Genomic DNA, 25001 nt, shown 5'->3' on the forward strand with positions numbered 1-25001 from the left:
TCAAAAAGTTATTCTGAAAAACTAAATAAAAAATCCTTTGTTTTGACCTTGTTAGGGTGCGAAATGTGAGTTTAACACTGATTGATTGACGCAGATAAACAATCAGCCTCCCGCTGACAACACTCCTTCAGCGGGAGGCTCTGTATTTCCTTCACATTTCCACGATGCCGCTTCCATGCACTGAAAATATTATCTTCAAGCGAATATTCCGCTTCCCAGCCCGGTTCCTTATCCATCTTCTCCGAGAAAGAGACAAGCCGCGCCGGGGCGCCCGGGCGGCATATTTATGACAGCTATGCAGCTGGTTGCTTTTTTACATGTTTCAATGGCTTCGTTAGCGAAACAGCCTTCGACCAGCGGCAGGCGCCTATGCTGGTCACAGGCTCCAAATTTCCATTGCCTTTTTGACCAGTCTTTCTTGTCTGGAAAGAATTTGGTCCTTTGTCCATTCCTTTTCCTCTAATATTTCTTTCGTAAGATCAAACGATACTTTTTTGTTTCGTTTTTCGTAAATTTCCTTTTTACGGTCAAACGAATAGTATTGTGCAGCAGAATTTTTCACACCGCTCAATAAAGTCAAATTTCCAAGCTTATGAACCAATTCTTGATGAACATCAGGCGTGAAACGTTGGATCCAATATTCATCTTTTAGCTTTTGCGGAAGGATGTGCTCCACCGTAATTCGTCCATGGAATTGTTTTACCACGCTCTGATCTTGGCTTTCTTGTTCCAAGCGAAGGAGTATTGCTTTTACAGCAGGAGAATGGTAAATATCCGCACGTATCAATTGTTCAAATTCTTTATTATCCGCATATTTTTTAACCGTTTCAATCAGTTCATCCGCTGAACATCCTTTATTGATCAAATTAATCACTTGATAATAAACCGTATTTCGTTTTGTTTTGCCAAGCCGGCGAACCCAGTTTTGGTACGTGATTTTTTCCATTAATTCAACAAAATCAGCGAATTCCATATCCGGCACCGGTTTATTTAGAAACGCAAGCACAGGAGGTATCCACTCATCATGAGCGACCCGATGGAGGGAAGAGATGAGTTTTTGCGTCTTAAGATGATTATCGAAATCGTTTTCCATAATTTTTTCATAATGATGAGCCGAGCGCAGGAGAAATTCAGCGAAACGAGCGGGAGCTTCTTTATATTCTTCAAGGATCTCATCAAACTCTTGATAAAGAATTTCCTGCTGCTTGTTCCCTTTGATCGAAGTCCGTAAATGGCTTAAGAAATTATCTAACTGCCGAATGCCAACGATATTCTCCAGTTCATTCCAACATTCTTCCACTCGGCTTCTCTCAAGAGGCTTGCTTTCACAATATTCAAACAGCCGGTTTTTTAATAAATCCCCGTTGGAAAGAGACATTCCTCTCGCATTTAAGACATTAAAAAGCCGATAGGCGGAGGTAAAGTTATCGGTGACCACAAAGACAACATATACATGTTCTAAAATATAATTGACCAACCGCCGCAACTCGACTTCGCTTAATTCTGAAACTACTTGTTTGATTTCAAGCATATTGTCATAAAACTTCGCTTGAGTTTCACTCATTTCTTGTGCAGAGCTTATATCTTCCCCCATGAGGATATACTTCTGGAAAAATGCTTGATCTTGCTTTCTGACTATCAGGCGAGGCTGCTCCGGTTCATCCGTATAAGGGTTTACCGGCATAATTCGTTTTTGAATATCCTCTACACTAGAAGGATGCGTGATCAACTGCTTCATAACCGCAAAAATAATATTTAAAGTCGTTAACCGCTGCTGGCCGTCTACGACTTCATAACGGCGGTTGCGTTCTTTTTCAATCGTAATAATCGATCCGATAAAGTATTCAGGGTCATTACGCTGATAAGCTTGGCAAATATCTTCTATCAACTCGCGCGCATGGCTTTTCTCCCAAGAATACGGCCGTTGATAAGGAGGAATTTCATAAATTTTGTTTTCCGTCAGTATCTCGTTGATCTTTTTTTCACTTGCCTCCATTTAGCATCATCTCCCCCAGTAGCCAGATTTACTTTTACACATACATCTATAATACAGATTTTACGTTTTTACAACTCTCTCCTTTTTCACACATGTTAACTTCTTCTCAAAAACAAATCCATATCATAGTTTTGTAATGATTGATGAAGAAGTTTTATGTAAAAAAAGGATTCCTCGTAAGCGAACATAACAAAAAGAAGTCTTGAAGCATCTAGGATGTAGCCATTGAGAAGTCCACCAATGAAATGGATGTAGCGGATATAGCTAGAAAGAGGAAGCAGAGGATCTCTATAACCATGATGCAAAACATAGAGGGAATTCGTAATTTTACATTTCAGAACATATCCGTCGTAAATAAATTCGCACAAACGAATAAAGCAATCCCCCCACACGCGTCAATAACCACATTCGCCAAAAGCGCGTCCTCCCCGGTTGAAACGATTCAGTTCCTTCTTCCGTTTTTGAATATAAATCATTTTTCCATCCACTCCAACTCCTCCAGCGACTGGACATCTTGAAGAATGTAGCGGATCGTTTTTTATCGACTTTGGCAGCTGTTGAAACGATGACATACATACCTCCCAATACTACTTATGATTATTCCCTTTAAAAATTGGTTTTAACTGATGAACAAGCTCCTGAACCATATCTTTTGTGGTGATATTGTCGGACAATTCCCCACGTTGATACGCTTCAATTAATATATGCTTGAAACGATCGGTTTCTGGTCGCAAAGTCTTTTTCTTCGGCACAACAGTCACCCCCAACGTAAAAATGCAATAAGCCTCCCGCTGAACAACTTCAACAGGAGGCTTTGAATTTACTTAGTATTTCGGCTATGCCACTTCCATGCGCTTGCAATAATCTCCTCAAGCGAATATTCCGCTTTCCAGCCAAGTTCTTCGTAAATTTTTTGCGAGGAAGCGACAAGGCGCGCCGGGTCGCCCGGGCGGCGGTCAGTATATTCAATAGTGGCTTTGCGGCCGGTGACTTTTTCACATGTTTCAATCACTTCTTTCACGGAATAGCCTAAGCCGTTGCCAAGGTTGTAAATGGCGGTTTTCTTTTTGCCTGACAATAAAGCTTCCAGCGCTAAAATATGCGCCTTCGCTAAATCGGTGACATGGATATAGTCACGAATGCATGTCCCGTCTGGTGTATCATAGTCCGTACCGAAGACGGAAATTTTGTCGCGCTGGCCTAACAAATGCTGCAAGACAAGCGGAATCAAATGCGTTTCCGGGTTATGGTCTTCACCAATTTCCCCCGACTCGTGCGCCCCAGCCGCGTTAAAGTAGCGAAGGACGACATAGTTCAAACCATACGCAGAAGCAAAATCCGCTAAAATTTGTTCGATCATTAACTTCGAACGGCCGTATGGGTTAATTGGATTTGTTGGGCAATCTTCCGTAATCAATTCGACATTCGGAATCCCATACGTCGCCGCGGTTGACGAGAAGATAAAGTTTTTCACATTATATTTCAGCATCGTTTCTAGTAATGTTAATGTAGCGGCAACGTTGTTTTGATAATACTTCAGCGGATTCACCACCGATTCGCCGACTAAACTGTTCGCCGCAAAATGCATGACGGCTTGAATCGGGTATTTTTCAAAAATCGGTTCAAGGTCCGCTTTGTTCCCTAAATCCCCTTGCACAAACACCGCGCGATCATCCACTAAATAGCGATGGCCAGTCGATAAGTTATCAAGCACAATTACTTGCTCTTTTTCCACTAACTCTTTCACTAAATGACTGCCGATATAACCGGCTCCGCCGACAACGAGAATCATATACAATCCCCCAATTATACATTAACTATTTGATGGACCATCGTCATTACTGCGTTTTCTAATTCGGTAACAAGTTCTTCGCTCTCTTGTAACGATGTTCCTCTCACGCCAAAGTAAAACTTCGCTTTCGGCTCTGTGCCTGATGGACGCAAACAGAACCATGCGCCATTCGCAAGATGATATTTCAACACGTTCGAACGAGGCAAGTCAATCGTCTGTTCTTCCCCTGTCGCCACGATGGTACGCTTGCTTATCAAATAGTCTTCGATCGCGACAACTTCCACACCGGCGATTTCTTTCGGCGGTTCTTTACGGAAGGTAGCTAGAATATTGGCAATTTGCTCGGCGCCATCTTTTCCTTTTAACGTTAGCGAGCGCAATGATTCACGATAGTAACCGTATTTTTCAAAAATCTCTAATAACCCTTCATACAATGTTTTTCCCTGCGCTTTATAATAAGCCGCTACTTCCGCGGCAAAAATCGCCGATTGCACCGCATCTTTGTCGCGGACAAAGTCGCCGATTAAATAGCCATAGCTTTCTTCATAACCGAATTGGAACGTGTATTCTTTCGTCCGTTCAAACTCGTTAATCTTCTCGCCGATAAATTTAAACCCAGTCAATGTATCGATCGTTGGCAAACCATAATGCTCGGCAATCGCGCGGCCGATTTCGGACGTCACGATCGTTTTCACAACGACACCGTTTTTCGGCAAGATTCCTTTTGCCTGCTTTTGTGATAATAAATATTCCAGCATCAACGCGCCCATTTGGTTGCCTGTTAACACGACATATTCACCATCTAAATTTTTCACCGCGACACCAAGACGGTCCGCATCCGGGTCGGTTGCCATTAAAATGTCGGCATCGATTTTTTCACCGTATTGAATCGCTAATGTAAACGCGGCATGCTCTTCCGGATTCGGTGAAGCAACAGTGGAAAAGTTCGGATCTGGAAGTTCTTGTTCTTTTACCACCGTCACATTTTCAAAGCCAAATGCTTTTAAACCAGCGCGGACTAACTTACTGGCTGTGCCATGCAAAGGAGAAAAAACAATTTTTAAATCTTTCGCCACTTCCGCAACCATTTCTGGATTTAGTTGAATCGTTTTTAATTGCTGAAGGTAGGCTTCATCGATTTCTTCGCCGATATATGTAAGCAATCCGTTTTCCAGAAGTTCTTGCTCGCTTGCTACTTCCACCGTCAATTCATTTTCGACGGCATTGACGTATTGAATAATCGCATCTGCCACCGCTGGCGGAATTTGTCCGCCGTCTTGGCCATACACTTTAAACCCGTTATACTCCGGCGGATTATGACTTGCGGTAATGACCACACCGGCAAACGCCCCAAGATAACGAACAGCAAACGACAGCTCTGGCGTTGGGCGAAGCTCTTTAAATAAGTAAGCTTTAATCCCATGCTTCCCAATCGTCTTTGCCACTTCCAACGCAAACTCCGGCGACTTATGGCGGGAATCATAGGCAATCACGACACCGCGCTCTTTCGCTTCTTCGCCTTGTTCAACAATATAACGCGCTAATCCTTCCGATGCTTCGGCTCGGGTGGTGACAGGCACCGAACTTAAAAATTTTATCATAAAAAATTTTATATGTCTGTTTCTTGCGACTAGCCGCGCAATATTCTGTACGAAGCCATCATCCACTTTTCCAAAACAATGAACCACATCAATGGAAAAATGGAACCATGAATAAGCGAACATCCAAAAAAGAAATCTTTGAGCATCTAGGGTGTAGTTGTTGAAAAACTAACCAATGGAATGGATACAGCGGATATAGCTAGAAAGAGGAAGCAGAGGATCTCTATAACAACCATCATGCAAAACATAGAGGAGATTCGCAATCTTTCTCACACCGAAGAACCTGTCCTTCGTAAATAAACCCGTACAACAAATAACGCAATCCCCGCCCCACACGCATCAATCAACACATCCGACAAAAGCGGAGTTCGTCCCGGCTGAAACGACTGATGCCATTCATCCAAACCTGCGCAAATAACGGCGAACACCCATGCGCTAACCATCGCAAACCGCCATGGATATAATGCTCTCCATACAAGAACCGCAAGCAGACCGAATACTGAAAGATGCGCCAATTTACGCACGATGTAATTCCATGACAAAAAACCATCATTGATATGACCGACATGTCCTAATTGCAGCTTTTGTATGATTTCACTAATCCAACTGGCTGTATTCGCGCCACTAAACATGGGAGATTCCGTAAAATAATAAATCATCCCGCATCATGCGAATACAAGAATCCAAGGAATAATCTTATTTTTCATTTCATCACCTAATCTGTTTAAACGAATCATTCTTTTTCAATTCCTTCTTTCGTTTTTGAATATAATAGTGAATCGTTTTTTCTATCCGCTCCAATTTCTCCAACGACTGAACATCTTGAAGAATGTAGCAGATCGTTTTTTCACGGACTTTGGCAACTGTTGAAATGATGGCATACACCCTTCCCAATACTACTTATGATTTCCTTGCAAAACTTGTTTTAACTGATGAGCAAGCTCTTTAACCATGTCTTTTGCGGTAATATTGGCGGACAATTCCCCGCGTTGATACGCTTCAATTAAAATATGTTTAAAACGCTCGGTTTCTGATTGTAGCGACTTTTTCTCCATACAAAAGTCACCCCCAAATCGAAAAAAATAAATGCAGCCTCCCACTGAACGACTTCAACAGGAGGCTTGCAAACAGTTATTTATCGTTTAATCGCTTTGATAAAGACGTCAATGACCCGGTTTTGTTCCTCAACGGTCATGCTAGAACCGGACGGCAAACAAATGCCATTGGCAAACAATTCATCCGAAACGCTCCAACCTTCCTGATGCGGGTAATACGTTACCCCGTCAAACACTGGCTGCAGATGAAGCGGCTTCCATACAGGACGTGCTTCAATATTTTCCTCCGCAAGCGCGTTGATGATATCCATTGGAGTCACACCAAGCGTTTGCTGGTCAATCGTCAACGTCGTCAGCCACCGGTTGGACATCGTGCCTTCCAATTCGGGCATAAAGTGAACTCCTTCGATATTCCCTAACGCTTGCACGTAGCGATCAAAAATCGTTCGTCTCGCTTTCACCCGCTCGTCCAATACTTCCAACTGCGCCCGGCCGATGCCGGCTCATGTGGTAGCTATATAGCTTAATCTCACTTTTTAACATAAAATTCGATTCAGATTTTACTAAGATATAAGTACTAACTCCTTTTTAGAAGTATTAATGAAGTTCTATAGCTTTTCAACTATACTATTTATAGCATCTTTACTCTCCTGTAAAATTTTAGGATCAACTTGTGGCTCTCTATCAAAAATAACATGCTTACCTGTAGTCGTCTTATCAAACGGTAACCCCTTAGCAAAAGCCACAACACCAGTAGTTTGAAAATCCCTTACCTCAACCACACCTTCTTTTTCATAATTAGTAAAAGTAAAAATATTTGGGTTAACAGACATTAATTTTTTGACATCATTATCTATAGCAGTAAAAATAGCCCGATAAGCTGATGCAGGCCCCATATATTGAGTCAGCCTATTTTTCACTATCAAATGTATCTTAGGTAACGGTTTTTTTGCTTCTTCCATTCTTTTCGAAAAAGCTGACTGTTCATAAATAGAAGGAAGTTTAACTCCATGGATCAATGAAAACACGTTTTGTACAGCCCTTCTTGATGAATCATCTGGCATTACAGGTAATATCAATCGATCAGCAGCAGCAAGTGCAATCTGTGTATACGAAGAGAAGCTAGGATTAGTATCAATAAATACAGTCGAATACTCATTATTTGTTGAATTAATAAAATCATTAATCCAATTATATACATGCTCATTGAAAAGTTAACCTTCGTATAAGTGGTTCCCACTCCGGTTATACTGCTCCTAAGGAAAAGCATGGAAAAGGAGCGGAATTCTGCATGAAACGTCTCAAAATCACCAACGATCACGGATGGACACCTCGGACACTTCGCAAACAGGAACGGAAAATCAAAAACACCCTTCTTCGCCAACGGGTGATGGCGGTTCGCCTGGTCATGGAAGGCTATTTGGGCAAAGAGGTGGCCTCCATGGTCAACGTGTGCCGACAAACCGTTTCCCATTATGTGTCGCTGTTCAACGAAGGCGGTCTGGAGCTCTTGCTTCATCGGGATTTCGCCCCCGGGCGGGAGCCGTTTCTCACGGAAGAACAGCAAGAAAAGATCAAACAGCTTGTATTGACCACCACTCCCGCGGAACTGGGCTGGGACGTCGCTTCGGCGTGGAACACCAAACTCCTGCAATCCTATGTCGCAAAGCAATTCGGTGTTTCCATTTCCCGCGAAGCGCTGCGAAAACTCCTGCACCGCAAAGGGCTGTCGTGGACACGACCGACGTACACACTGGCGAAAGGAAATCCGGATGAGCAAAAGCAATTTGAAAAACAAATGGATCTGATAAAAAAAAACTTGATCACCAAGGAGACAGAAGATGCTGTTCTTCTGTACATCGATGAAACCCATATCCGCTCTTACCATGTCTTGCGGTCCACATGGTCGGAAGTCGGCCGCCAAAAACAAGTGCCGACGTTTGGCCATCATGCCCACGTATCGCTGTTTGGCGCGGTCAACGTCCATGATGGTGAAACGGTGCTTCATCAAACGACCGCTGCCAATGCTGCGACGTTCTTGGATTTCTTGAGAATGCTCAAAAAGCGCTATCCGGACCGTCTCATGGTCTTGGTGTTGGATAACGCCCGCATTCACCATGCCAAAATGGTCAAGGAGTTTTTGCGGGAAGAAGGGCAGTGTTTTCACTTTATTTACCTTCCTCCCTATTCGCCACAGCTGAACCCGATCGAACGCTTATGGAAATGGCTGAAAGATACGGTGATTGCCAATGTATTTCACAAGGATCGCAACGATATCATTCAAGCCATTACTCGGTTTGTCAACTACATCCACGAACGTCCGGAGGAAGTGCTGCAGCGTTTAGGGTGTGCAGGATGACTGAGAAGTTAACTCTTCATGTTGCATGTATATAGTTACAGATACCCATGCATTAACTCCAGGCAAATTAGTATTAGAGAGGGTAGCAATAGCATTTGATTGGATTTCCACCATATGATCTCCAGCAAGCAAGTCTATATTACTAGGTATGGAATTATTGTACTCGGAAGGATTGCAAATATATTTACTTGTTTCAATTTTGGCATATGAAAAAGGAGAAGCGATTCGGTCTTGAAAGTAACCAGCCACCGATTTCCTTGGATCCAAAGAATGCAAATGCTCTAACTTTTTCGCACCCTCATTTATCAATCCTCCCAAGAACAAGTCAGATAAATTTGCTTGCGGACACAAATCGATGGCTAAAATTTTTTTGTCTTTATGCTTATTCGCATAAGAACAAATCGTTTGAAATATAAGACTTGTTTTTCCTGTTCCACCCTTGTTATTCCAAAAAACGTATTTTATCATAAGCTCACCATCCTATAAGAAAATTTAGCAACTACAACTGTTTCATGAAACTACATCCCTCATTGTCTGTTCTTTATATCCCTCTTTGCCTAACTGCACATTCAAAATTGGCCAAAGCATTAAATGATTGTCTAATTGCTGTCTATAAAAACTTCCCCAACAAACATTGGTTAATTCCTAACTAACACTTCCTCCTGATACCCATTCGGATTATTTGACTGCCACCGCCATGCATCACGACACATTTCTTCAATCCCTCTAGTGGCTACCCAACCTAGCTCTTCTTTTGCTTTAGTCGGGTCGGCATAACAAATGGCTACATCACCTGGACGACGACCGACGATTTTGTACGGGATTTTAATGCCTGTCACTTTTTCAAAAGCAGATACAAGCTCAAGAACGCTATATCCTCGTCCTGTACCGAGATTATACGCCTCTACTCCTGTTGTGTTCATTACTTTTTCCAATGCTTTTACATGTCCGATTGCTAAATCAACGACATGAATATAATCGCGAACCCCAGTACCATCTACCGTTGGATAGTCATTGCCAAACACGCGAAGCTCTTTTAATTTTCCTACCGCTACTTGCGTAATATACGGCATTAAATTGTTCGGGATACCGTTTGGATCTTCCCCAATCCGACCGCTTGGATGGGCGCCAATCGGATTAAAATAACGTAAAAGGGCAATGCTCCAATCATTGTCGGACACATATAAATCACGCAAAATTTCCTCAATCATCAGTTTCGTCCGTCCATACGGGTTTGTTGGTTGAAGCGGAAAATCCTCGGAAATCGGCACACTCTCAGGAGTTCCGTATACTGTTGCCGAAGAACTAAATACGATCTTCTTCACACCATACGCTTGCATTACTTCACATAACATTAACGTACCGGTAATATTGTTATGATAGTAGCGAAGTGGAATCGCTACCGACTCCCCAACGGCTTTCAGCCCAGCAAAATGAATCACTGCCTCAATTGGATGTTTAGAGAATACTATTTCAAGTTCATCCTTTTCAAGCAAATCAACATTATAAATGGGAAACTCTTTTCCCGTAATCTCACTGACCCTTTTTAAAGCTTCCGGTTTACTGTTGCAAAATGAATCAACGACAACAATGTCATACCCAACACTTAACAATTCGACACAAGTATGGCTGCCGATATAACCGGCGCCACCTGTTACAAGGATGGTCATTTGGATTCCTCCAATGAAAATTTTGCATTACAAAATAAAAGGAGCTTGGAGTCGTATAAGCTCCTAAACCTAAATACTTACTACATTTCTTAAAATACTTTCTCTTCCAATAGAATGATATTCGATATTATGTTTTACTACTTCTTCTAAGGCATAGCAGTTCCGACCATCAAATACAACTGGGGTTTTCATGAATCTTACAAACGTATCTAATGATAAGTTTTTAATTTCATCCCATTCTGTCGCAATCATTGCAATATCGGCATCTTGAAGTGCCTCTTCTATAGAATTAGCATAAATAATTTCATCACCAATAACACGCTTTGCATTTTCCATCGCAACTGGGTCATAAGCAATGACAAAAGCACCATCTTTTACAAGTTCTTTAGCAATAACAATGGAAGCAGCTTCACGCATATCATCTGTATTCGGTTTAAAAGCTAAACCAAGTAGAGCTACTTTTTTCCCTTGTAAACTACCAAAACGGTCACGTGCTTTTTCTACTAGTTTTACTTGTTGTTTATTGTTCACATTTATTACAGCTTCTAATAACTCAAATTTATGGTCAACATCTCCAGCAATTTGCACTAATGCTTTTGTATCTTTTGGGAAGCATGAACCGCCGTAGCCAATGCCTGCTCGTAAAAACTGTGGGCCAATACGTGTATCCAACCCCATTCCATACGCAACATCCTCAACATTGGCACCAACTTTTTCACAAATATTTGCGATTTCATTAATAAAGCTGATTTTTGTTGCTAAAAAGGCATTCGAAGCATACTTAATCATCTCAGCACTATAGATATCTGTTTTAAAAATCGGGATACCAAATGGTTTATTTACTTCTTCAATAATAGACGCAGCTCGCTCGTTATCGGCTCCAATTACAATTCGGTCACCGTGGAATGTATCGTAAATCGCTGACCCTTCCCGTAAAAACTCTGGATTGGATACAACATCAAAATGAATGTCTTTCTTTAGATGACTCTTTATCCAATTTCTTACTTTGTAGTTTGTTCCAACAGGCACAGTACTTTTTGTAACGACAACGACTCCATCTCTTTCGATATTTTCTGCAATGTCTTTCGCTGCTTGCTCGACAAATCGCAAATCAGCAGAACCATCTTCTTTTTGTGGCGTACCTACTGCAATATAAATTACTTCCGCATCTTTAAATGCTTCTTTGTGACTTGTTGTAAAATGCAACCTACCATTTTCAATATTTTTTTTCATTAATTCATCTAAACCAGGCTCGTAAATCGGTGAAATTCCCTTTTTCATTTTCTCCACTTTTTGTTCATCTATATCAACACAAGTTACGTCATGGCCAATATCGGAAAGGCAAACACCAGTCACTAAACCGACATAGCCTGTACCAACAACTGCGATTTTTCTCATTGTTATCTTACCCTTTCCTAGAAATATAGCATAATAAAGAACAGCCCCCCTATGTTCATCGGGTGACTGCCAAGTTTATCGGTAATAACTTCTATACCATTTGACAAATTTTCTAAGTCCGTCCTCAATTGATGTTGAAGGATGAAAACCAACCGCTTTCTGCAAATCATCGATATCCGCATACGTCGCCTCGACGTCTCCTGGCTGCATCGGCAAAAATTCCATCTTCGCTTTTACTCCAAGCAATGATTCCAATGTTTCAATGAAATCCAGCAACTTTACTGGTTGATTGTTTCCAATGTTATAGATTTTATATGGAGCATAACTTGAACTTGGATCAGGAGACATTCGATCCCAGTTTGGATTAGAAACCGGAGGCTTGTCTAATAAACGAACCATTCCCTCGACAATATCGTCAATATAGGTGAAATCCCGTCTCATATTTCCGTGATTAAATACTTTAATCGGTTTGCCCTCAAGAATATTTTTCGTAAACGAGAAATACGCCATATCCGGTCGCCCCCAAGGGCCGTAAACCGTAAAAAAGCGCAAACCCGTTGTTGGGATGCCATACAAATGACTATATGTATGCGCCATTAACTCATTTGCTTTTTTCGTTGCTGCATATAAACTAACTGGGTGATCCACATTATCACTTGTTGAAAATGGCATTTTTTGGTTCGCCCCATATACAGAACTTGAAGAAGCATAGATAAAATGTTTTACAGGATTATGACGACATGCTTCGAGTATATTCACAAAACCAACAAGATTCGAGTCCACATAAGCATGAGGATTTTGCAAACTATAGCGCACTCCCGCTTGAGCTGCTAAATGGATCACATAAGTAAAAGAAAATTTATTAAATAGCTCTAGAATCCCTTCCTTATCTACTAAATCTAGCTTCATAAATGTAAAATGATTATACTTATTCAATTCTGTCAACCGAGCTTCCTTTAACTTAGGATCATAGTAATCATTCAAATTATCAATTCCCACCACTTCATATCCTTGCTCTAGAAGTCGTTTAGATAAATGCATACCGATGAAGCCAGCTGCGCCGGTGACTAAGATAGTCATATAAATTCCCCCATCTATTATTTTGTTAACATTCAATATACCGCGAATAGATATCTCTCATCTCATTAAGAACATGAGCTAAGTTATATGATTGAATCTCTTTTAACGAAGCTTGACCCATTTTCTCTCGCAAATCTTTATCATTTATCAATTTCACAAAACTTTCCACTAAAGATTGATCATCTTCTAAATCTACTACAAATCCATTTGCTCCATGTTTAACTAAATCCCTCGAACCTCTTACATTGGTTACAACTAATGGCTTTCCAGAAACCATTGCTTCCATGATGCATCTAGGTAAACCTTCATGAAGAGAGAGTAAAGTTATAATATCTGACTGTGATAAGATTTCTGGAATATCTTCTCTGAACCCTAAAAAGTGAATATTTCTTAATTTATTTTGTTCTACATATTTTTTTAGATCATCTTCTTTTCTTCCTGTTCCAACAATTAAACAGTGAACATTTGGATAACGATTTAAAATGTTCTTCCAATTACGTAATAGGTAGATATGATTTTTTCTCTCAATTAACTCAGCGATACAAGTAATTACAATATCGTTGTTTGCAATGTTTAGTTGCTCACGAACATAGCAACTAGAATCAGGACTAACAGAGTATTGATCAAAAGAAACTCCAACCCCATGTGTAAAAAATAAAGATTCATTCTCTCTAAAACCTAGTCTTTTTCCATTTTTATAATCTTCCTCATTCATTACAATTAGGCCATCAGTCCATCTGCTTGCTATTTTTTCTGCTGTATAATATATTAACCAATTTTGAAGCGGCGCTCCCTCATAAAAATGAAAACCATGAGCTGTATAAAGAACAGAACCTTGCCTGCATTTTTTTGCTACATAACGAACTAAAAAAGAGGCAATAGGTGTATGAACATGAATTAGTTCAAAATAATGGTTACTTAATAGTTTTATTAATTCTCTTATGGCCATCAAATTAGCCAACCGATAAGGAGACCGAGAAAAAGAAATATCCCAGCAAATAACCCCCATCTTTTCTATTTCTTCCTTCCGACCATGGTCGGGATTCGCAGCTGCATGTACTTCATAACCTTTGTCTTGAAGCATTTTTATAAAGGGTTTATGAAATGCAGCTAAGTGAGAATATACCGTCGCTGCAAATAATACTTTCTTTTTCTTCATTAGTAATCAACCGCTTTCTTTGATGCTTTCAACAATTCTAAATAAACATTTTCATACTTCCTCACAATCAAATCGAGCGAAAAATAGTTTTCGACTCTTTCTCTCGCTAATTTTCCCAATTTTTTCCTATGACTTGCAGGGTATTTCAAAAAAGTTAGGATTGCCTCACCTAACAGTTGAGGGTTCCCTGGCGGCACAACTAATCCGGTATCCCCAACAATATAAGCAGAATCTCCTACATCTGTCGTAACACAAGGAACCTCGCAGGCCATTGCTTCGCCTAATACATTTGGGAAAGCTTCACCTTTTGATGACAATACAAGTAAATTAAATGCAGGCATAATTTTATGAATATCTTCCCTTCTCCCAAGTAAATGAAATGACTTTTCCAGGTTTGCATCCTTAATCCACGAAATTAAAGTTTCATTTTTAGGAGTGATATTATCTCCACATAAAACAAAATGAACATTTGGGATGTGATTAGCTACTATTCTCGCTGCTTGAATGAAGTTATAATGATCTTTTAAAGGATCCCATCGTGCAACTAGTCCTATTAAATAGGAATTTTCGGGAATAGATAGTTGACGCTTCAATTGTTTATTTGCTGTATAGATTGGAGAGAAGTTCTTTACGTCAAATCCGTTAGGAATAATAGTCATCTTCTCCAAAGAATAACCTATTTTACTGTGAACTTTCAAAGAAGATTCCGAACAACAAATAATTTTATCTGTATATTTTGATAACATTGCACATATTTCTGCAACTTTAATAGTCAATTTTTTATTTGACTCAGGACTAAGACTACTATGATGAATTCCCCAAACTATATTAGGAACCCCAACTAATTTTCCAGCTAACAATCCCATCAAATCAGCATGATACATCCATGTTTGCAGTATATTGGGCTTTTCCTTTTTCAAAATTCTAGCTAGCTTAAATAGAAAAAACGGGTTAGGGACTCCTCTTTTCATCCCTAACCCGATCACTGGAATTTCCAATTTTTTTATTTTCTCTCCAACAGGACCGACATCTGTCAACGAAATAACCTTTATATCAAACTTTTCACGATCAATTTGTGATAATAGCTTATATAGCATCATCTCGGCTCCACCAGTGTTTAAACCAGTGATGAGATGGACTAGTTTATAGCACATATTTTGCCACCTTCTTTGTCATCGTAACATTTGACTATGATATGTATCTACGAAACTATATTAGCATTATACATTTCTATAAATAAAAGTACTTAGCTAACACTTGTGTATTAAACGTGTTCCAAAGTTCATAATTGATAATCCGTCTCCTTGGAAGTTCATTAACCCAAATAACTGCAAAAGGGTGGACACTAACATGATCCCAATTTGGTTACGAAACATGTAATGAATCAAGCAATTTTTGGAGATTTTGTTTGGATACATCGACCAACTTTTCTTACCCAAAATACTGTGCATAACAGGACAACCGCTGGTTTTCTAAAAAATCGCTACTGAAATATTAAAAACGTATTTTTGATGGATTTCATCACCACAGCCGGCTCAACTACTTCATCGATTTGGTTACTCCCGTTATCTTTACAGACTTCAAGAAAGCCCTCATCTATCGACTTTTTTACGAGCAAGTAAAGTGGTTTCAGAAACAAGGATTTTCATTTTTGCACTCTCAACTTCTCACTGATGTAGGAATTCGATCCCTCCGATTGGCGGTCATCGACAGCATGGCACTTCGAAGCGATCTCTATGATTTTCAGAAAAAGTGGGGCATTTCGACATGGTATCATTGGTTCAAAGGATATTAACTGCACCTTTGTACAACTACTAAGAAAATCATTTTATCGCATATCTTTACCACTGCAACCCGAAATGATTAGTAATACGATATTTAACAGTAAAAACGTTCATAAAGCTGCCGCACAATCCAGAATATTGTTCATTTCACCGATCGATCCCCGGAAAGATGCGTATTAGTCATGTTATCCCGGTCTTGTTGAAAACCAAATTAAGAAAATAGCTATTTGGTTTTCGTAATTCGATTGAATATGCATCAATCAGGTAAAGAGCAATGAAGTAAAAACAACCTCGTTGGTATGGATTTCATCGCTATTTCTGTATGTGCTATTGTAACATACTCATGTATAATTTTTATTTTTTTACTCTAGTTTTATAATTCTTGATATAACAATAATAAAGTTCGCTTGATACTGTATCATATAATAATATTAACTACTATTATTTACAGAAGGATAAGTACGTGAATTCATATGATTTATTGTAAAACTTATTTTTTGAAAGAAAACCATTAAAAGTACTCCTATAATAACATGGAAGTTTCTGGTAATAAAATGCTGAGGATCTCCGTACAACACATTAAGAATAGCAACGTTTAAAACTATATTTGCATAAATAATAAACATAACACCTTTTATTGATTTTATTGATATATTATAAATAAAACGCTCTACTATTAATAGTAATGCACCCCAAAACAGACCTATTAATAAGACTCCCACAACTGATCCTTCTATTATACCAAAAGAAAGCATATCTACTGGAATACTTCCCGTTACCCCTGACTCTCCTTTACGGGCTCCCATTATATAAATTGTATTTAAATCAGAAGCTGTATCAACTAATTGTCCCCATATCCGCTGCGGCAAAATATAAATAGGGGATACCAACAAGTCTTTAAACCATCTATAATCCTGAGCAGATATATGGACAATATATGAAGCAAAAGGAAAAGACAGCTCCCTTGCCAAAAAATCTAATATTCCTTCATTACCACTTGATCTCTTCAATATTCGATCAGACATAATAATTAAAAATAAGCTAATAAAGAAAAAAAATATGGATTTTGAAAAAAAATCAAGAACATTTTTATAATTATATAAAGTATATCCTAAGAAAAAGGTAAGCACATAAAATGCTAATGAAATCCTGCCTTCCCATGTAAACAAGACATACAAAGAGAATAAAAATGAAAAAATAAATCCTATAAACAAAAAGAAGCTATTTTTCTTTTTAATCTTTTTGTCAATTAGAATTCCAAAAAATATAAACGAAGAAAAGAAAGAAAAGCTCCCGAATCTTTGCAGAAAACTAAATGGGTTTTCTACATAAAAAACCCCTGATCTAATAGCTCTGCTATATTCAAATATTCCTATAAAACCACCATAAGCTTTCGTATAAAGCCAATACGATACTACCGAAGTGATAAACATTAAATAAGCAATAAATAGCATTTTCCTAATTGCATTTTTACTTACCACTGACAAATCTTTTTTTCGTTCATGCTGGAACAACTTTGATTTATTAGCAAACATATTTGTCAAATTCCATCCAAAAATAACAGACATTAAAAGTAATATATTCATTAAAAGATAAGTAAAGGAAGCCCAATCGTCGTATTTTATTATCCATGGAGTCCAATCATAAGAATTTTTACCTGCATATGTTGCCCATAACACAAACCCAAATCCTATCCCATTAAATGTACCTAAAGATAGAAGAAACCAATCTAACAACTCAAATCTTTTTTTGTGTATTAGACGAAAATAAACAATAAAGAAAACAATAAAAGCGAACAACAATCCTCCTGTTGCAGCTATAATTAAGACCATATTTAAACCTCTTTTCCTAATTAAAAATAATAATTACATAGAGGTATAATCAAAGGATTTATTCTACAAAATTCATAAATTTAATATATAAGATTCATATTCCCCGACAATTCTCTTTAACCCAAACAATTGTTTCAACTGTTTTAAACATTCTTCATTAAGTGGTCTAAATAGATGCGAAGACATGGTTAATTCGGCATATTCCAGTTTATCTAACAACCCTAATGCCTCCATTATCTCTCTCGTCCCTCCCGGATGATCTATCGCAACAACAGGGCATTCACAAGCTATTGCTTCTAACAGGACATTGGGAAGTCCTTCGTAATAAGACGAGAGAACAAATAAATCTGCATGCTTCAACCAGACATAAGGATTCTTTTGAAATCCTACAAACTCCACCTTTTCCACAATTCCTAGTCGAATACATTGTTCTTTCAATTCTTCTTCTAAAGGTCCTTCACCTAGTATCCACAGTTTTGCATTTGGTTTTTCCTTCAATAATTGTGGCATAGCTTGAAGCAAACGGTCAAATCCTTTTTGGTAAACAAGTCTTCCAATTGCCACGATATTTGGAGAAGTCGGAGAATGTAAAAATGGATTTTCTCCTAAATTTGCTTTTTTCCTAATTGTATCAACGTCAACTGGATTATAGATACGTATTGCTTTTTGCTCTGGTACTTTAAAATTTTCAATAAGATCTTGTTTCATATAATCAGATTGACAAACTATCAAATCTGCTCGTTTATACAATGTTTTATAAAGGAATTTCCATAGCCATGGTTTTGAACTTAACTTAACAATTTCCGAAACCGTATTTGCTTCTCTTACTATCAAACGCGTATGAGATGGCATTAAAATTTTAAGCATGATTAACGCAAGATTCAAATGGCCTAATGTAGAAAAAACAATATCTGGCTTTAACTGTCTGATTAACTTTAACATTGGAATAAAAGCATAACGAACTCTTTTTGCCTTCAAATCATAGACTGGCACATCATCTGGAACTTCTGCTAGATATGGTCCTTCTTTACTGATAAGTGCTAAATGCAAATCAAATTTGTTACGATCAAGATATTTTAATAGTGTAACCATTACTCTCTCAGCGCCACCGCCACGGAGCGATGGTAAAATAAATAAAACTTTTTTCATGACGGAAAACACTCCTAAACCCTCTTTTATCTCACCTCTGAAATTGTATATCGATATTTTCCAGAAGCTGTAGGATGGATATCGTCTACAAATTCGAATTTTACAATACAGCTTTCGCCCATAACCTGTCGAATATCTTCCTTAATGTTATTAAGATCATTAGAAAATTTAATTTCTGGATTTACCGATTCTTCATTATTCAACATAATCTTCACGATAATAAGATTATAGTTTTTTTGAATAACCTGATATTTTTTTATAAAATCACGATGCCAGAGAAACGTATTAAAAATACGTCCATCGATTTTTTTACCGTAAGAATTAATAAAGAAGTCAGTTACTCTCCCATTTACTTCCTCAATTAAGGGCATTACCCTTCCGCAATCACATTCACCTTTAGCCCATTTTCCCATGTCACCGATACGATAACGAATTAAAGGCATAGCATAATTTGTTAAGGAAGTAACAACAATTTCCCCTATTTCCCCTGGTTGAGCTAATGTTCCATTCTCTTTTATAATTTCAACATAATGTGTCAAAGCAGAAACATGAAGTCCCTGATGATGTTCACATTCACAAGCAATATCTCCTACTTCCCTAGAACCATACCGATTAAATACTTTCGTTTGAAAAACTCTTTCAATTGTTTCTCTCATGTATGGATACAGAGTTCCTGCTGATGTCATAATCGATTTAGGAGAATGAACAGTTAATTTGTTTTGTTCAATAAACTTTGCCAATTCAAAGATACTTTCTACATAAGCAAGAATTTGTATCGGCTTAAATTTATTAATAACTTCTATATATTCTTTCATTTGTTCAGAAGTCATCCTAAAAGCATTGAGCCATCTTTCATTACGTATATATCGTCCAATCCTAACTTTAGTCGTTTCCTGTCCCACAAGCAAATCCCGTTCAGATCCCCAAAGTCTAATTTGTTTATCCCCTATTTCTCTGTTACTCCATTGGTCGTCTAGCAGTTTAATAGCATGCGACCATTCGCTATATTCTTTATCTTGTATAAATTGAACAGGTTCTCCAGTCGAGCCGCCTGATGTATTCAAATACCACTCTCTATTATTTAAGTCGTCTGACTTTAGTTGCTCAAATTCCTTCCTGATAATATCTTTTGTTAAAAAAGGTATTTTTTCAAATGACGATAAGTTTACCTGTTCTTTGGATGTAATAACTCCACTTTCTTTTAAAATTTCTCGATAGTAAGGTACATGTCGATAAGCATGAAGTAATAAATTTGATAAACGTTTTTCTTGTAGTTGTTTTAATGCCTTTTGGTCAAGCCATTGCCATTTTTGTAGCTGTTCAAAATAATTTAATACATTACCTTGTTTAAGCCTTTGTTTATAAATCCATCGTTTCCAAAAACTCATTTAAAAACACTCCAATAATCAGTCTATATTTTCAGTTGCTTCATTCCTGCTTTTTGGATAAAAAAATGACGGTCATAATTAAAGAAAAATTAAATATTGCCCCAACTATACTATAAATTATAATTGTATATAATGATGATAAATAATAAGCACCTAAAATCAATACAACTAATCGTGAAAGAAAGAATAATACCTCATAATAAAATAAAAACTTTTGGAGTCCTAACACTTGCGCAGTAGCGGATGCAGGTCTATTCATAAACCCAAACATTAACCATAGCATCATCCACTGCGAATACACTCCTGCCTCATACCATTCTTTACCCAATACAATAGAAAACAGCAAAGGACCCGAAAGAAAGATAATCAAGGAGGGAAGAAGTATAATAACACCTAAAAACACAGTTGATTTGACTAAATATTTGTGCAAGTCTCCTCCATGATTATAAATTTCAGCGATTCGTGGATAAAATACTTGTCGAACCGAATCACCAATCAAGTTAATAGGTAATTGCAACAAACGCAATGAAAGAGAATAATATCCCACTACAGTTGGACTAAAATATGCAGCCAGTATAAACGGTGCAACATTTTGAGAAAGAGAATTTATTAATGATTGTGGAGCACTATACTTTGGAAATTCTCTATATGTACGTGCAAGGTCCTTCATTTTATTAAAATTAAATGAAGACGTTAAAACCTGTCTATCATCTTTCCAAATTTGCTTTCCTAAAACAACAGTAGCAACTATATGACCAATTGCTTGTCCAGCAATAAGGCCAACTGTACCAATTTTTGAAATACCACCGCCAAGCTGAGTAGCGGCTACTGATATACTTCTAAATATTTGAGAAATTGATAGACGTTTAAAACTTTTCTGTCTTGTGCTCCAATAGTTAAAATTATTATATATACCAAAAAACAATATACTAATAGGAATCCACCATATAAATTCATTAAGCCCTTGTATATGAAACCATATTTCCAAGTAATCCTTAAATAAAAAGAGAAATATTGTAGATAACAAAGTCATAAACACAACGACAATAATAGATAAATAAAGTACATTAGCTGCGTCTTCTTGCTTTTTAGGAAGAACAATAGCTAATTCATATTTTAATCCTACAACCACCACACAAATGCTTACAATAGAAGTATAAACCGCAAATACTCCAAAAGCATGTGGATCATATAATCGGCTAAGTATCGGTGCTATAATGATATTTAACGCTTGGGCAATTGCGGTTCCGGTCATTAAAGTTAATACATTCCTGATGAATAAACTTTTTTTTATCTTTTGAATCAACTGTCTCACCTTTTTATTTTAACGACATATTTATAGAAGTTTTGATAGAAACCTTCGATGTGAGTCGATTATTCGCAATCCCCAACAATTTCTCTCTAACCTCTTCTTTATCCATCTCTTCAAACCGATCCATAAAATCATGAAGAATTTTTTCGTCCACCATCGTTGCTTTTCCGATAAATATTTTCGGAAACACCTGTTCCGGATGAACTTCGTTTTCATTAAGCAGCTCTTCAAACAGCTTTTCACCTGGACGGATGCCGGTAAATTCGATGCCGATTTCTTCAACGGTGTATCCGGATAGTTTGATTAAGTTTTTCGCGAGATCGACGATTTTGACTGGTTCGCCCATGTCCAGGACAAAGATTTCGCCGCCTTTGGCGAGCGCGCCGGCTTGGATGACGAGCCGGGATGCTTCCGGAATCGTCATAAAGTAGCGTGTCATATCCGGATGGGTGACGGTGACAGGACCGCCAGCTTGAATTTGCTTTCTAAATAGCGGATGACACTGCCTCGGCTTCCTAGCATGTTTCCAAAGCGGACAGCGACGAATTTCGTTTTGCCTTGTTTGTCGTTTTGTTTATTACGGTCATCATCAATAAACGCAATTGGCTTTAGCTTCACTTCCCGATGTTTATTATTGTTTTACTTTCTTAACAAATTTCTCTCTATGAATTTGATTTGTTTTTTCTATCTCGCCCCATCACCTGTTATACAAACCTTTATGGTCTTCAAAATAATTTTAAGATCGAGCCAAAAGCTCATATTGTCAATATAATAACGATCTAACTCCAGTTTTTCTCTAGGGGTAATATCATATCCTCCGTTCACTTGCGCCCATCCTGTTATCCCGGGCTTTACTTGCAAGCGATCAATAAAACCTGGGATTTCCTCATTAAATTGTGCGGTAAACATTGGCCTTTCCGGTCTTGGACCGATTAAACTCATATCGCCTTTCAGCACGTTAAATAATTGTGGGAGCTCATCGATTCTCGTTTTACGGATAAATGCTCCCACTCTAGTTACACGTGGGTCATTTTTTGTCGCCCATTGCGCGCCATTCTTTTCTGCGTTTACTCCCATGGAACGCAATTTAATGACTTTAAAATACTTTCCATGTAAGCCAACACGTTCTTGCAGAAAAAAAGCCGGTCCAGGTGTTTCGAGTTTAATAATAACAGCAAAAATTAAAATAATAGGAATAGCAATCGGTAATGCTAACAATGACAACAGTATATCTAAAACGCGCTTTACATACGGATAATATTTTACGTTTGCTTTTTGATTTCTTATTATGTACTGTGTATCTATTGCAACTGCATATTCCTTAAAAAAATCATTTTTTTTGTTGGAGCTAACCCCCACCTTCTATCTCGCCTCCAAATTATTGATTACAGAAATCCTTTAAACTCCTCCAAAGTCCTTTTCTCTTTTAAGAACTTGTTCCATAAATTGAATCAAATCTTCCCTTAACTCCTCATATTGCAACGCAAACTCAATCGTCGTTTTGATAAATCCGATCTTTTCTCCGACGTCGTAGCGCTTGCCTTCGAATTCGTAGGCGAAGACGCGCTGAATTTCATTCAACTTTTGAATCGCGTCGGTAAGCTGAATTTCACCGCCAGCGCCGGCTTCTTGTTTTTCAAGGAACAAGAAGATTTCCGGTGTTAAGATGTAGCGTCCCATAATCGCTAGGTTCGATGGTGCGGTGCCTGGCGCTGGTTTTTCGACGAATTGGCGGACTTGGTAGCGGCGGCCATGTTGTTCAAGTGGATCGATGATGCCGTAACGGTGCGTTTCGTTATCAGGCACTCTTTTGACACCAATAACGGAACTGAGAGTTTGTTCATATTGGTCAATTAATTGTTTTAAGCATGGTGTTTCCGCTTGGACGATGTCGTCACCAAGCAGAACGGCAAACGGTTCGTCGCCAATAAAGTTGCGTGCGCACCAGACGGCGTGGCCAAGTCCTTTCGGTTCTTTTTGGCGAATGTAGTGAATGTCGACTTTCGATGGTTCTTTTACTTTTTCGAGTAAGTCGTATTTGCCTTTTTGAATTAAGTTTTGTTCAAGCTCAAAAGCGTTGTCGAAATGGTCCTCGATCGCGCGTTTTCCTTTCCCTGTGACGATGATGATATCTTCGATGCCAGAGGCGATCGCTTCTTCAACGATGTATTGAATCGTTGGTTTGTCGACGATCGGGAGCATTTCTTTCGGCATCGCTTTTGTTGCTGGCAAAAATCTTGTTCCGAGCCCCGCTGCCGGGATGATCGCTTTGCGTACTTTTTTCAACGAAATCCCTCTTTTCTATGTATTTTTCAATACGCACCAACGTATGGGCTATTGGTAAATAGCACATACGTCGATGCGCATCAAATAAAAATAGCCCCTTTGTTGGGACTTAGTTTTGCAAATGGGATTTTAAGTTTAAAATCTCTCTTTCGTGTTCGATCATTTTATCAAACATGACATCTGTCCGTCTTTGTAAATACGCGACAGTTAAATCGACGGACTGTTTCATGCTTGTAAGGTCATTCAAAATATGCCCTTGATTGTTTTTCGAAATGCGAAGCTCCTCAAGGATCTTTTCTTGTGTCTGCTCCACATTTCCGAGCGTTTGCTTCATGGCGGCCATATCGTGTTCTAATTTCTGTTGGCCGGTTTGCAGTTGTGCCGCATCGCGCTGTAACGCACGCTGGCCTTCTTGAAGTTGCGCAACGTCTTGCTGGAGTGCCCGTTGACCTTGTTGAAGCTGGGCAACATCGCTTTGAAGCTGAGATACATCTTTTTGAAGTTGAGCTACATCATTGCGCAGTTCTTGCTGGCCTTTCTGCAGCCTGGCAACATCCTTCTGAATTTGTCCGACATCGCTGCTTAATTTTTGCTGTGTTTGCTCAACACGGTCTAGCCTATCTCGAATCGGTTCTAATTCTTCCTTCAAAACCGAACGCAACAAATCTCTCAATTCTTGACTCATCTTCACCCCTCCTTTCCCCTTTCTCCCATTATAACATGTCCAACAGAGGCATAAACAAACATATAGATAAAAACCGGGCATCTAACCCGCCCTCACACCACACCCTCGACGACTAGCGTCTAAGGTGGCAGGACCGTCATCGTCCCCACCCACGGCATGGCCGAGTGCCTCCATTGATAACGGTAAGGAGACATCACCGCGAAAAGTGGAGGCGGCTTGCTTATCCCCGAAACGCGCTGGAGGGCCTGCGAGGAGGCTCAGACCAAACAAAGTTTGGTCTTGCGTGGGTTACTCCGAGAAGTTAACCCAATGTGTCGCCGCCTCGGCAGGCTCCGAGCATCGCGCAGGGATCGCCGCCGTACTAGCTCCTGCCCACGCTATAAACTTTTATCTTAATTAGGCGAGAAGACTCCCACTTCAACGAAGCGAAGCGGAGTAAGTGGGAGATGAATCGC

Annotated in this window: 22 protein-coding genes and 2 pseudogenes; 1 reads left to right on the plus strand and 23 read right to left on the minus strand. The window is 38.8% G+C overall.

Annotated elements, in window-relative coordinates; genetic code table 11:
- Positions 1-376 precede the first annotated feature (376 nt).
- The 9 genes and pseudogenes from DCC82_RS01005 to DCC82_RS01040 form a co-directional block, all read right to left on the minus strand.
- Complete coding sequence (locus tag DCC82_RS01005; protein WP_015376008.1) at positions 377-1996, minus strand: DUF262 domain-containing protein; 1620 nt, start codon at positions 1994-1996, stop codon at positions 377-379.
- A gap of 395 nt (positions 1997-2391) precedes the next feature.
- Positions 2392-2568, minus strand: a complete 177-nt coding sequence (locus tag DCC82_RS17850; RefSeq protein ID WP_233252892.1) for a hypothetical protein — start codon at positions 2566-2568, stop codon at positions 2392-2394.
- Between the two features lie 15 nt (positions 2569-2583).
- Entirely contained in the window at positions 2584-2748 is a 165-nt protein-coding gene (locus DCC82_RS17555; protein WP_187252170.1) for a YwzD family small protein, read from the minus strand.
- A gap of 68 nt (positions 2749-2816) precedes the next feature.
- A complete protein-coding gene (gene galE / locus DCC82_RS01015; RefSeq protein ID WP_097354973.1) occupies positions 2817-3788 on the minus strand; it encodes a UDP-glucose 4-epimerase GalE in 972 nt (323 codons plus the stop codon).
- A gap of 14 nt (positions 3789-3802) precedes the next feature.
- Positions 3803-5389, minus strand: a complete 1587-nt coding sequence (locus DCC82_RS01020) for a phospho-sugar mutase (protein ID WP_286170470.1) — start codon at positions 5387-5389, stop codon at positions 3803-3805.
- A 269-nt stretch (positions 5390-5658) separates the two neighbouring features.
- Positions 5659-6048, minus strand: a complete 390-nt coding sequence (locus DCC82_RS01025; protein ID WP_233252893.1) for a VanZ family protein — start codon at positions 6046-6048, stop codon at positions 5659-5661.
- 237 nt (positions 6049-6285) lie between these two features.
- The gene (locus DCC82_RS17560) at positions 6286-6444 is read right to left on the minus strand and encodes a YwzD family small protein (protein ID WP_187252169.1); all 159 of its coding nucleotides are present in this window, start codon (positions 6442-6444) and stop codon (positions 6286-6288) included.
- 80 nt (positions 6445-6524) lie between these two features.
- Positions 6525-6947, minus strand: a pseudogene (locus DCC82_RS01035) (DegT/DnrJ/EryC1/StrS family aminotransferase); the annotation flags it as partial.
- A gap of 105 nt (positions 6948-7052) precedes the next feature.
- Positions 7053-7631, minus strand: a complete 579-nt coding sequence (locus DCC82_RS01040) for an AAA family ATPase (protein ID WP_097354974.1) — start codon at positions 7629-7631, stop codon at positions 7053-7055.
- Between the two features lie 104 nt (positions 7632-7735).
- Between DCC82_RS01040 and DCC82_RS01045 the strand changes: the two genes are divergently transcribed.
- Positions 7736-8803, plus strand: a complete 1068-nt coding sequence (locus tag DCC82_RS01045) for an IS630 family transposase (RefSeq protein ID WP_097354975.1) — start codon at positions 7736-7738, stop codon at positions 8801-8803.
- On the opposite strand, the gene DCC82_RS01050 is transcribed toward DCC82_RS01045, so the two are convergent.
- The 14 genes and pseudogenes from DCC82_RS01050 to DCC82_RS01115 all read right to left on the minus strand — a co-directional run bounded on the left by DCC82_RS01050 (position 8786) and on the right by DCC82_RS01115 (position 24546).
- On the minus strand, positions 8786-9271 hold the full coding sequence (locus DCC82_RS01050; RefSeq protein ID WP_097354976.1) for an AAA family ATPase: 486 nt from the start codon (positions 9269-9271) through the stop codon (positions 8786-8788). The two genes, DCC82_RS01045 and DCC82_RS01050, sit on opposite strands and share 18 nt — an antisense overlap.
- A 170-nt stretch (positions 9272-9441) precedes the next feature.
- A complete protein-coding gene (galE, locus tag DCC82_RS01055) occupies positions 9442-10473 on the minus strand; it encodes a UDP-glucose 4-epimerase GalE (protein ID WP_097354977.1) in 1032 nt (343 codons plus the stop codon).
- Positions 10474-10542: 69 nt separating this feature from the next.
- Entirely contained in the window at positions 10543-11871 is a 1329-nt protein-coding gene (locus DCC82_RS01060) for a UDP-glucose dehydrogenase family protein (RefSeq protein WP_097354978.1), read from the minus strand.
- Between the two features lie 75 nt (positions 11872-11946).
- Positions 11947-12951, minus strand: coding sequence for an NAD-dependent epimerase (locus DCC82_RS01065; protein WP_097354979.1), 1005 nt, complete (start codon positions 12949-12951; stop codon positions 11947-11949).
- Between the two features lie 25 nt (positions 12952-12976).
- Positions 12977-14110, minus strand: coding sequence for a glycosyltransferase family 4 protein (locus tag DCC82_RS01070; RefSeq protein ID WP_097354980.1), 1134 nt, complete (start codon positions 14108-14110; stop codon positions 12977-12979).
- On the minus strand, positions 14110-15264 hold the full coding sequence (locus DCC82_RS01075; protein WP_233252895.1) for a glycosyltransferase family 4 protein: 1155 nt from the start codon (positions 15262-15264) through the stop codon (positions 14110-14112). Before DCC82_RS01075 ends, DCC82_RS01070 begins: the two co-directional genes overlap by 1 nt.
- 1061 nt (positions 15265-16325) lie before the next feature.
- Complete coding sequence (locus DCC82_RS01080) at positions 16326-17726, minus strand: hypothetical protein (protein WP_097355039.1); 1401 nt, start codon at positions 17724-17726, stop codon at positions 16326-16328.
- A 72-nt stretch (positions 17727-17798) separates the two neighbouring features.
- A complete protein-coding gene (locus DCC82_RS01085) occupies positions 17799-18875 on the minus strand; it encodes a glycosyltransferase (RefSeq protein ID WP_108430207.1) in 1077 nt (358 codons plus the stop codon).
- A gap of 26 nt (positions 18876-18901) precedes the next feature.
- Positions 18902-20263, minus strand: a complete 1362-nt coding sequence (locus tag DCC82_RS01090; RefSeq protein ID WP_021321935.1) for a phenylacetate--CoA ligase family protein — start codon at positions 20261-20263, stop codon at positions 18902-18904.
- Between the two features lie 40 nt (positions 20264-20303).
- Positions 20304-21569 carry an oligosaccharide flippase family protein gene (locus DCC82_RS01095; protein WP_097355041.1) on the minus strand — a complete coding sequence of 422 codons (1266 nt, stop codon included), beginning with the start codon at positions 21567-21569 and terminating at the stop codon, positions 20304-20306.
- 13 nt (positions 21570-21582) lie between these two features.
- A pseudogene (locus tag DCC82_RS01100) lies at positions 21583-22121 on the minus strand (polysaccharide biosynthesis protein); the annotation flags it as partial.
- Positions 22122-22259: 138 nt separating this feature from the next.
- On the minus strand, positions 22260-22934 hold the full coding sequence (locus tag DCC82_RS01105; protein ID WP_187252153.1) for an exopolysaccharide biosynthesis polyprenyl glycosylphosphotransferase: 675 nt from the start codon (positions 22932-22934) through the stop codon (positions 22260-22262).
- Between the two features lie 39 nt (positions 22935-22973).
- A complete protein-coding gene (gene galU, locus DCC82_RS01110) occupies positions 22974-23861 on the minus strand; it encodes a UTP--glucose-1-phosphate uridylyltransferase GalU (protein WP_097355042.1) in 888 nt (295 codons plus the stop codon).
- A gap of 109 nt (positions 23862-23970) precedes the next feature.
- Positions 23971-24546 (minus strand): hypothetical protein, encoded by a 576-nt coding sequence (locus DCC82_RS01115; RefSeq protein ID WP_097355043.1) that lies wholly within the window; start codon positions 24544-24546, stop codon positions 23971-23973.
- Positions 24547-25001 lie beyond the last annotated feature (455 nt).

Origin of the sequence: Geobacillus sp. LYN3 (assembly GCF_003064505.1) — a bacterium.
GTDB classification, from domain to species: Bacteria; Bacillota; Bacilli; order Bacillales; family Anoxybacillaceae; genus Parageobacillus_B; species Parageobacillus_B toebii.